This is a genomic window from Eubacterium coprostanoligenes, from assembly GCF_900167205.1.
Taxonomy (GTDB): Bacteria; Bacillota; Clostridia; order Oscillospirales; family Acutalibacteraceae; genus Eubacterium_R; species Eubacterium_R coprostanoligenes.
In genome coordinates this window covers 139267-149815 of record NZ_FUWW01000003.1, presented here as the reverse complement: position 1 = coordinate 149815, position 10549 = coordinate 139267, and the positions used below count along the sequence as shown (strand labels likewise).

9 protein-coding genes are annotated in these 10549 nt (G+C 43.0%); 8 read left to right on the top strand and 1 reads right to left on the bottom strand.

The window, feature by feature from the left end:
* Positions 1-221: transposase (locus B5D29_RS08560; protein WP_143406705.1), on the bottom strand; the 221-nt coding region annotated here is incomplete at its 3' end.
* 202 nt (positions 222-423) lie between these two features.
* Here B5D29_RS08560 and hprK point away from each other — a divergent pair.
* The 8 genes from hprK to B5D29_RS02255 all read left to right on the top strand — a co-directional run bounded on the left by hprK (position 424) and on the right by B5D29_RS02255 (position 10539).
* Positions 424-1389, top strand: coding sequence for an HPr(Ser) kinase/phosphatase (gene hprK / locus B5D29_RS02290; RefSeq protein ID WP_078767957.1), 966 nt, complete (start codon positions 424-426; stop codon positions 1387-1389).
* A 38-nt stretch (positions 1390-1427) separates the two neighbouring features.
* The gene (locus B5D29_RS02285; RefSeq protein ID WP_078767956.1) at positions 1428-2372 is read left to right on the top strand and encodes an ROK family protein; all 945 of its coding nucleotides are present in this window, start codon (positions 1428-1430) and stop codon (positions 2370-2372) included.
* A gap of 21 nt (positions 2373-2393) precedes the next feature.
* Positions 2394-3293, top strand: a complete 900-nt coding sequence (gene murB / locus B5D29_RS02280; RefSeq protein ID WP_078767955.1) for a UDP-N-acetylmuramate dehydrogenase — start codon at positions 2394-2396, stop codon at positions 3291-3293.
* Between the two features lie 26 nt (positions 3294-3319).
* Complete coding sequence (gene rapZ, locus B5D29_RS02275) at positions 3320-4183, top strand: RNase adapter RapZ (RefSeq protein WP_078767954.1); 864 nt, start codon at positions 3320-3322, stop codon at positions 4181-4183.
* Positions 4184-4199: 16 nt separating this feature from the next.
* Complete coding sequence (gene whiA / locus B5D29_RS02270) at positions 4200-5093, top strand: DNA-binding protein WhiA (protein ID WP_078767953.1); 894 nt, start codon at positions 4200-4202, stop codon at positions 5091-5093.
* 15 nt (positions 5094-5108) lie between these two features.
* Positions 5109-8531, top strand: a complete 3423-nt coding sequence (locus B5D29_RS02265) for a DNA polymerase III subunit alpha (protein WP_078767952.1) — start codon at positions 5109-5111, stop codon at positions 8529-8531.
* A 125-nt stretch (positions 8532-8656) separates the two neighbouring features.
* Entirely contained in the window at positions 8657-9622 is a 966-nt protein-coding gene (pfkA, locus tag B5D29_RS02260; RefSeq protein WP_078767951.1) for a 6-phosphofructokinase, read from the top strand.
* Between the two features lie 113 nt (positions 9623-9735).
* Positions 9736-10539 (top strand): glycoside hydrolase family 25 protein, encoded by an 804-nt coding sequence (locus tag B5D29_RS02255; RefSeq protein ID WP_078767950.1) that lies wholly within the window; start codon positions 9736-9738, stop codon positions 10537-10539.
* Positions 10540-10549: the final 10 nt, after the last annotated feature.

The window sequence follows — 10549 nt, the reverse complement described above, 5'->3', positions numbered from 1 at the left end:
TGAGCATTTGGATGCTTTGAAATCGGTCTGTGAGACTTATCGGTTAGTGATTTGACTGTTCCATCGTATTTCCTGTTCCAACGCATTAATGATGATTTTGATATGTGATACCTTCGACATACAAAATCTATATCTTTACTTTGTCGGTACAATTTTACTGCGTGTATTCTTGTTGTTATTTGGTGTGGACAATATCTCTTGTTTTGTGTTATACTATTCATGGCGATTGAGTCCTTTCTTGATAGCGTGGGTTTGTGGTTATTCTTATTCTATCTTTTCTCAATCGCTTTTTCTATATCTTTTTGGTGTCACATCTATTGTAACGCTACATATTTAATTAATTTATTTTTAATCTTTTCTTGATTAATGCTAAAATATACTATATAATATAATTTGATTAAGCTTTTAATGAGGTGTGAAGCAATGGCTGAGCAGTATTATATTACCTTGAAAAAGATAATTGAAGATTTTGAGCTGGAAATAATCCATCTTTCAAAGCCTGCCGAAGATGTGCACATCGTCACAAACGAGGTCAACAGACCGGGCATTGTGCTGACGGGATACACGGATTATTTTGACCCGCTTCGTATTCAAATATTGGGTTGGACAGAACTCGGATTTTTGCAGAATATGTCTGACGAGGAGCAGGAGGAAGCACTCGGCAAATGGCTGTCGCTTCATCCGGCGGCTGCGGTTGTTACAAGAGGACTTGAAATTCCGCAGTGTATGATTGACGCTTGTGAAAAACATGATGTTCCGCTTCTTAAAACTCATCAGGAAACATCACCGTTTTTGGCAGCGCTTATTGCGGAGCTTAACCGTGAGCTTGCTCCGAGAATTACCCGTCACGGTGTTCTTGTTGAAGTTTACGGCGAGGGTGTTTTGATTGTGGGCGAAAGCGGTGCAGGCAAGAGCGAAACGGCTATCGAGCTTATCAAGCGTGGTCACCGACTTATCGCAGATGATGCGGTCGAAATCAGAAAGGTCAGCTATAATACCTTGGAGGGCTCTTCGCCAAGCAACATTCGTCATTTTATTGAGCTTCGTGGTATCGGAATCATCAACGCACGCCGTATTTTCGGTATGGGTGCGGTTAAGCCGAAAGAGAAGATTGATATGGTTGTTCAGCTTGAGGAATGGGATGCAACAAAGGCATACGACCGTATGGGACTTGACAACGAGTACACAAGACTTTTGGGTATCAAAGTTCCTGTTATCACCGTTCCGATTACCCCTGGCAGAAACCTTGCGGTAATTGTTGAAACGGCAGCGATGAACAACCGTCAAAAGAAGATGGGCTACAACGGTGCAAAAGAACTTATGCACAATCTCGGCATTGATGACATTGAGCCTACCGATAAGGAACTCGAGCTTTGGGCAAACTCATAAAAGCAAAGGAATTTTTTTGAAATATAAGGGGATAAGTTATGTACAGAATTGGTATTGATTTAGGTGGAACAAACATTGTTGCGGCAGTTGTTGATGATGATTACAAGATGGTCGCAAAGGCAAAAACTCCTACTGCAATTCCTCGCACACCGGATGAGATTTTTGATGACATTGCAAGGGTGTCAAAGGAAGCAATGGCAGAAGCGGGAATTACTATTGCCGACATCAAGTCGGTAGGTATCGGCACTCCGGGTACTGTTAATTCAGACGGTGTTATCGAATATGCAAACAACCTCGGATTTGACCATGTTCCTGCAAAGCAAATGCTTATTGACAGACTTGGTTGCGACAATGTTTTTGTTGAAAATGATGCAAACTGTGCCGCTCTCGGCGAGGCTGTTGCAGGCTGTGGACACGGTGCAAAGGATTTTGTTGCCGTAACTTTGGGTACTGGCGTAGGCTCGGGTATCATTATTGACGGCAAAATTGTTTCAGGCGCAAACAATGCAGGCGGTGAGTGCGGTCACACAGTTATTGTTGTTGACGGTGAACCTTGCACTTGTGGCAGAAAGGGCTGTTGGGAGGCTTATGCTTCAGCTACTGCTCTTATCAATCAAACAAAGAGAGCTATGGAAGAATATCCTGATTCTGTTATGCACGAGCTTGCAAAGGAAGAAGGCAAGGTTTCGGGCAGAACAGCGTTTGACGCAATGCGCAGAGGCGACATTGCAGGTATCAAGGTTGTTGACAAGTATTGCAAGTATGTGGCTTGCGGTCTTATCAATCTTGTAAATATCTTCCAGCCTGAAATTATTTGTATCGGCGGCGGTATCTGCAACGAGGGCGAAACACTTTTGCGCCCGATCCGCAGATATGTTGAAAGCGAAAGATACAGCGTTTATTCAAAGATTCAGTCAAAAATCTGCAAGGCAGAGCTTGGCAATGACGCAGGTATTATCGGTGCCGCAATTTTGGGCGACTAATAAAAATTAGGGTGAAACTAATTGAATACAGTTTTTGAAAATTTGAAAAGCAAGGGTATTTCCGTTGTTGAAAACGAGCCTATGGCTTTGCACACCACTTTTAAAATCGGCGGTCCTGCAAAACTTATGGTGTTACCAAAAAGCGAGGAAGAAATATCCGAGGTTATAAAGGAATGTAACGGACAGGGCGTAAGATATTTGACTGTCGGCAACGGTTCAAATCTGCTTGTGTCTGATGATGGCATAGACGCAGTTGTTATTCTTTTGGGCAAGGAGTTCGGCGAGGTCAAATTGCTTGGCGACACCACGATTTTTGCCGAGGCGGGCGCACCGCTTATGAAGGTGTGCAGATTTGCTCTTGAAAACGGATTGACAGGTTTGGAATTTGCCTATGGCATTCCGGGTTCGTGCGGCGGCGGTGCGTTTATGAACGCAGGTGCGTACGGCGGAGAACTCGGAAATGTGATGTTCCGTTGTGACCATATTGACAAAGACGGCAATAAGGGCAGTTTGGAGGGAGATGACCTCAAACTTGCATATCGCCATTCCGCTTATTATGAAAACGGCTGTATCATTACAGGTGCGTATTTCAAAATGCAAAAGGCGGATAAGGAAGAAATCAAAGCCAAAATGGATGATTATATGAGTCGTCGCCGTGACAAGCAACCGCTTGAATATCCGTCAGCAGGCTCAACATTCAAACGACCGAAGGATAATTTTGCAGGCACTCTCATTGAGCAGTGCGGACTTAAAGGCACAAGCGTAGGCGGTGCAGAGGTCAGCACAAAGCATGCAGGATTTGTCATCAACAAGGGTGGCGCAACTTGCAAGGATGTCCTTGATTTGTGCAAAAAAGTTGCCGACACGGTGAAAGCCGAAAAAGGCATTGACTTGGAAATGGAAGTCCGAGTTACAGAATAAATATATTTTAGATAGGAGAATTGAAAATGAAAGACTTAGTATTGCTTACAGGTGTATCCGGAGCAGGTAAATCAACCGCAATGGGATTTATGGAGGATATTGGATATTATTGTATCGATAATATGCCGGCAGAACTTGTCAGTACATTTATTTCTCTTATTGAAAAATCAGATTCATACAACAAAATTGCGATTGTAACCGATGTTCGTTCAAGAGGTGTGTACAATGAGTTCAGAAAAAATGTGCAAAATCTTATGGACAGCAACGACTACACAGTAAGAACAATTTATCTTGATATCAAAAATCATGTTGCACTCCGCAGATATAAGCTCACAAGAAGAAAGCATCCATATGCCGATAAGTTCAACGGCTCTATCGAAGATGCGCTTAATTATGAAAAGGAAATCCTTGCGCCTGTAAGGGAAAAAGCAGGATATGTGATTGACACATCCGATTTGACGGCAAATCAGCTCCGTGAGCGTCTTGCCCAAATTCTTCTCGGTGACGACAAGGAAGTTATGAACCTCCATGTTATGTCATTCGGCTTTAAGCACGGTATTCCTAACGATGCGGATTTTGTGCTTGATGTAAGATGCTTGCCAAATCCTTATTGGATTGAGTCTATGAGAAATAAGACAGGTCTTGACCAAGAGGTTAAGGACTATGTGTTCAGCTTTGAGGAGGCTCACGAGATTTTTGAAAGACTCAAGAGTTTGCTCGATTATCTCAACCCTCTTTATATCCGAGAGGGCAAGAGCCAGATTGTTATTGCAATCGGCTGTACGGGCGGTAATCACAGAAGTGTTGTTTTTGCGGAAGCACTCAAGGATTACTTCTCTCGCAAGTGGGACAATGTGACCGTTAACCACAGAGATATAAACAGAAAATAACAGAGGTACGGCAACAATGTCCTTTTCATCCGATGTAAAAAAAGAACTTGTAGAAATACAGGTTAAAAATAATTGTTGCAAAAAGAGTCTCCTTTACGGAATGGCTCTTTTTTCAAAGAGCTTTTCGTTCAGAGAAGTTGTTTTTCAGTCAAAAAGCAGGGCAACTGCGGAACTTTATTGTTCTTTGCTAAAAGAACTTTGTTCAATCAAGGCGGTGATAAAGGCTTCTCCGTCGGGCAAGATTTATACCGCTTCCGTGAAAAAGGCGGAAAATGTTGCAAGGATAATGTCGTATTTTGCACACGACAAGGCTGAAACTTCGCTTCGCATCAATTTTTCAAATTTTGATTGCGAGGAATGTCAAAGTGCGTTTTTGAGAGGCGCATTTTTGGCTTGCGGTGCGGTGTCCTCACCTGAAAAAGACTATCATCTTGAGTTTTCCGTGCCGTATATGAATTTGTCAAAAAGTCTTGTGACTTGCTTGCAGGAAAAAGAACTTGCACCAAAAGTCACTCACCGAAAAGGCTACAATATCATATATTTTAAGGACAGCGAGGAAATTGAGGATTGCCTTTATATTATGGGCGCAGGCAAGTCTATGTTTGATATGATGAATGTCAAAATAGTCAAGGAAATCCGCAACACTGCGAACAGAAAGGCAAATTGTGACGCTGCCAATATTGAAAAAACTGTTGCGGCGGCTTCTCCGCAAATTGCCGCAATTATGAAAATAGAGAGGGAAAAGGGACTTGATTCGCTGTCGGAGCCGCTTCGCCAAATGGCTGAAATAAGAATGGAAAACCCAGATTTATCTCTCAATGAGCTTGCCAAAATGTTTGACCCGCCGATTAGCAGAAGCGGAGTTAATCACAGGCTTTCAAGGCTTGTTAAGATAGCGGAGGAAATATAATAACGAGGTAATTGTATGTTCACTCATCTTCATTTGCACACGCAGTTCAGCTTGCTTGACGGTGCTTGCCGTTTGGGCGAGCTTGTCAGTCGTGCAAGGGAGCTGGGGATGACTTCCCTTGCCATAACCGACCACGGCAATATGTATGGTGCCGTGGATTTTTATCGTGAGTGCAAAAAGCAGGGCATCAAGCCGATTATAGGCTGTGAAGTTTATGTTGCGCCACGCAGTAGGTACGATAAGGATAAAAATTTTGACAGCAAATATAACCACCTCATTTTGCTTGTAAAAAACGAGGTTGGCTACAAAAATCTTATAAAAATGGTGTCGCTGTCGTACACCGAGGGCTTTTATTTTAAGCCGAGGATTGACCGTGATTTGCTCGAAAAATACAGCGACGGTCTTGTGTGCCTGTCTGCCTGTGTTGCGGGCGAAATCCCACAGCTTTTGTTGGCGAGGGATTATGACGGTGCAAAGCGAACTGCCGAGTGGTTCAATTCCGTTTTCGGTGACGGCAATTTTTATCTTGAAATGCAAAATCACGGACTTGACGAGGAACGAATTGTTGTTGACGGAGTGAAAAGGTTGTCGGCAGACACGGGCATTCCTCTTGTTGCAACAAACGATGTTCACTATGTCAGACAGGCGGATGCGGAAATTCAGCAGGTGCTCATTTGCATTGCCACCAACCATATTTTGGGCGAGGACACGGGGCTTGAATTTCATTCCGATGATTTTTATCTGAAGAGCGAAAGCGAGATGTCGGAGTTGTTTCACGACACTCCGAGTGCAATTGAAAACACTCAAAAAATTGCCGATGCGTGCAATTTTGATTTTGAATTCGGCAACACGAAACTTCCGTATTTTGAAACGCCGAATAATATGAACCACTTTGAATTCTTCAGGCAAAAGTGCTATGACGGTTTGTACGAACGCTACGGAAAAAATGTTCCGCAATCGTATATTGACCGCCTTGAATACGAGCTTGAAACCGTGGATAAAATGGGCTACACGGACTATTATTTGATAGTTCAGGACTTTGTTCGATTTGCAAAGAGCAGGGATATTCCCGTCGGTCCGGGCAGAGGTTCGGGCGCAGGTTCAATTGCCGCTTACTGTATCGGAATAACTGACCTTGACCCTATGAAATACGACCTCATTTTTGAGCGTTTTCTCAATCCCGAGCGTGTGTCTATGCCCGATTTTGATATAGATTTTTGCTATGAACGCAGGGGCGAGGTTATAGATTATGTGACCCAAAAATACGGCGCAGACCATGTTGCGCAGATTGTGACATTCGGAACGCTTCAAACAAAGGCGGCGTTGCGTGATGTCGGAAGAGTTATGGGTATGCCGTATGCAAGGGTTGATTCTGTTGTAAAAATGATTCCAAAATCGTTCCACATCAGCATTGACGAGGCGGTGCAAAAAAGTAAGGAACTTCGCAATGCAATGGAGGAGGACTCCCAAATCAAGCGACTTGTTGAGATTGCACGCAAGGTTGAGGGTATGCCGAGGAACACATCAACTCATGCGGCAGGCGTGGTTATCACCCACGACCCTGTGTCGTCTTATGTTCCGCTGGCAATGAATGATGATTTGGTTGTTACGCAGTATATTATGACCACTCTTGAGGAACTCGGACTGCTGAAAATGGACTTTTTGGGGCTTCGCACACTCACCGTGATTGATGATGCGGCAAAGGCAAGCGGAGTTGATATAAACACAATTCCGATTGATGATGCCGAGGTGTATAAGCTGTTTTCACGAGGTCAAACGGAGGGAATATTCCAGTTTGAATCATCGGGAATGAAGCAGATGCTGACCAATCTGAAACCAACAGGTTTGGAGGATTTGATTGCCGCAACTTCGCTTTACAGACCGGGTCCGGCAAGTCAGATAGACACCTTTGTGCACAATTCAAACAATCCGCAGGATATCACCTATGACACACCGATGCTTGAGCCGATTTTAAAGAATACCTACGGCTGTATGGTGTATCAGGAGCAGGTTATGCAGATATTTCGTGAACTTGCGGGTTACAGCTTCGGCAGGGCGGATGTTGTTCGCCGTGCAATGAGCAAAAAGAAGCATGATGTTATGGAAAAGGAGCGAGCTTCCTTTGTTGACGGTTGTGCAAAGAACGGAATTTCAAGCGATGTTGCAAACGGCATTTTTGACAAAATGAGCGACTTTGCATCATATGCTTTTAATAAATCCCACGCAGCGTGCTATGCACTTGTGGCATATCGTTGTGCTTATCTCAAAAAATATCATCCGTCAAGGTTTATGGCGGCACTCCTCACCTCTGTTTTGGATGACTCCAACAAGGTGGCACGCTATATCGCAGAGTGCAAACGGCTCGGTATTCGCCTTGCTCCGCCCGATATAAACAGCTCGATGAAAGGCTTTACGGCAGGTAGCGACAGGGTGATTAATTACGGACTGTTGGGCATCAAAAATCTTGGCAACGATTTCATTGAGGATATAATCAAAGAACGAAAAAACGGCAAATTCAAAGATATATTTGATTTTTGTACAAGGCTTCAAGGCGGAAAATTCAACCGCCGTGCAGTCGAAGCTCTCATACAATGCGGTGCGTTTGACGGTTTGGGTGCAAATCGCAGACAAATGCTCAGCGCATTGCCCGTAATTCTTACAAATATCGAAGCAAAATATCGTCGCACAATGTACGGTCAGGTCGGACTGTTCGATATAAGTGATGATTTCAGCGATAACTTTGAACTTCCGAGAGTTGACGAGTTCCCAAAATCCGAACTTTTGCAAATGGAAAAGGAAATGACGGGGCTGTATTTGTCAGGGCATCCGATGGACAGATATGACGGTTATGTGAAAAAATCAGGTTGCGTGCGAACCTATGATGTGCTTGAAGCAGGCAAGGAAATGTCGCAGATTAAGGACGGCTCAAGCGTCAAACTGTGCGGAACGGTCACACGCATTTCTGTCAAGCAAACACGCACAAGCAATATGAGTATGGCTTTTGTGACGCTTGAAGATTTGTACGGCACGGTTGAAATTGTGCTGTTCCCAAAAATTTTTGCAAAATACGGCGAAATGATTACACCTAATAATGTTGTTGCGGTGTCGGGAACTGTGTCAATCGAGGAGGAAAAAGAGCCTAAAATTCTTGTCAATGCAGTTGTCAAACCGACGGTTGACAACTCGCAAATCGGTACGGCTTCAAAGCAAAAACGAACGGGACTGTTCCTTAAATTCAAGTCAAAAAACGATGAAAACATAGCAAGGGTTAAAGGAATTTTGCAGGATTACAAGGGTGATTTTCCTATGTATTATTACCTTGATGACGAAAAGAAGTACATCAAGGCTCAATCATATAATTTTGTAAAATATGACGATAATCTTGTAAAAACCTTAAAAAATATACTAGGTGAGGGCAATGTTGCCGTTAGATTTTAGTATTTTTGACACTTGACATTATATATAATATTCAGTAAAATAGATTTACTATGTGGGCTTTTGCTCATTGTTAATCAGCTATAAATTCAATTATATATTTGTATTTTTGAACGGAGGAAAATATTATGAAAACTATCGCAGTTTTAACAAGCGGAGGCGACGCACCGGGTATGAATGCTGCCATTCGTGCAGTTGTAAGAACAGCGTGTGAAAACGGAGTTAAAGTTTACGGTGTTGTAAGAGGCTACAACGGTCTTATCAACGGTGATTTTATAGAGATGGATTTGCGTTCGGTGTCTGACATTATCAACCGTGGCGGTACAATCCTTTATTCTGCAAGAAGCACAGAATTTGCTACAGAAGAGGGTATGCGTAAAGCTGTACGCACCTGCCGTGAAAAAGGCATTGAGGGTGTTGTTGTTATTGGCGGTGACGGTTCATTCCGTGGCGCTCGTGACCTCAGCGAAAGAGGAATTCCTTGCGTAGGCGTTCCGGGCACTATCGACAATGATATTGCTTGCTGTGATTACACAATCGGTTACGACACTTGCCTTAACACTATTATGGATATGGTAGACAGAATTCGTGACACTTCAGAATCTCACGACAGATGTGCGGTTATCGAAGTTATGGGCAGAAGAGCAGGCTATCTTGCACTCAATGCGGGTATCGCTTGCGGTGCAACTTCAATCCTTATTCCTGAAGTTGAAGTTGACATCGAAAAGCATGTTATCGAGAGAATGAGAAAGACCCAAAGAACTGACAAAAAGCACTTCATCATCATTGTTGCAGAGGGTTGCGGAGTTGATGTCCACGAACTTGCAAAGCATATTCAGGCTGAAACAGGCGTTGAATCAAGAGCAACTGTTCTCGGTCACACACAGCGTGGCGGTTATCCGACTGTTAAGGACAGAGTTATGGCTACCCGTATGGGCAACTATGCAGTAAAGCTTCTTATGAATAACATTGGTAACAGAGTTGTTGCGGCTCAAAAGGAAGATGTTGTTGATTATGACATCTTTGAAGCACTTAATATGACAAAGACTATTGATATGAACCTTTACAATATCGCTCACGAGGTATCAATCTAACATAAAATGTAAAAAGCTCTGCCGTAAGCATTTTTGTTTGCGGCAGTTTTTGTCTTAATTTTCCTGTGGAAATTTGTTCTTTTCTATGATATAATTTCCACAAAGGAGCATATATGCCAGCAACAAAAAAGAAAAAACGAAAAAAAACCCGCATTTCCAAAAAACAAAAGGAAAAGCGAAAAAAGCTGATTGTGTCGGTCACAGCGGTTTTGCTTGCTTTGATTGTGGCGTTGGTGTCAATTTCCGTGTCGCACACGGGTCGAAAATTGCCAAATCCGCTTTTGGGGATAGACAAGGAAGCCGCCTACGGAGTGGATGTTTCGCACCACAACGGCAAAATCAATTGGAAAAAACTGAAAAACGAGGTCGATTTTGTAATTATAAGAGTCGGCTATCGTGGATATGAAAAAGGCAATGTCTGTATCGACAAAAATGCCGAAAAAAACCTAAAAGGTGCAAACAAGGTCGGTATACCTGTCGGGGTGTATTTTTACACCCAGGCGGTCAATGAAGAAGAGGCAAGGGAAGAGGCGCAAGCCACCCTTGATGTCATAAAAAAATACGACATTTCTTTGCCTGTTTTTTATGATTTTGAATATCCGTCCTCATCAGGCAAACACACAGGCAGACTCTATTCTGCACAGCTTGATAAAAAACAAAATGTAAAGCTCATAAATACTTTTTGCAAAGAAATTGAGGACGCAGGCTATCAAAGCGGACTTTATGCCTCTTCTTTTATGTTCAAAAGCAATTTCAAAATGAGCGAACTTTCAAATTCCGTTTACATATGGGTTGCCGATTATAACGGTGCCGTGTCTTACAGCGGTGATTATGATTTGTGGCAGTTCAGCGACAAAGGCAAGGTCAGCGGAATTAGCAAAAAGACAGACGAAAACTATTGGTACATTAAAAAATAAATCACACGGC

Coding starts and splice junctions, on each gene's coding strand:
- hprK (WP_078767957.1), top strand. CDS start 424: ATGGCTGAGCAGTATTATATTACCTTGAAAAAGATAATTGAAGATTTT.
- B5D29_RS02285 (WP_078767956.1), top strand. CDS start 1,428: ATGTACAGAATTGGTATTGATTTAGGTGGAACAAACATTGTTGCGGCA.
- rapZ (WP_078767954.1), top strand. CDS start 3,320: ATGAAAGACTTAGTATTGCTTACAGGTGTATCCGGAGCAGGTAAATCA.
- whiA (WP_078767953.1), top strand. CDS start 4,200: ATGTCCTTTTCATCCGATGTAAAAAAAGAACTTGTAGAAATACAGGTT.
- B5D29_RS02265 (WP_078767952.1), top strand. CDS start 5,109: ATGTTCACTCATCTTCATTTGCACACGCAGTTCAGCTTGCTTGACGGT.
- pfkA (WP_078767951.1), top strand. CDS start 8,657: ATGAAAACTATCGCAGTTTTAACAAGCGGAGGCGACGCACCGGGTATG.
- B5D29_RS02255 (WP_078767950.1), top strand. CDS start 9,736: ATGCCAGCAACAAAAAAGAAAAAACGAAAAAAAACCCGCATTTCCAAA.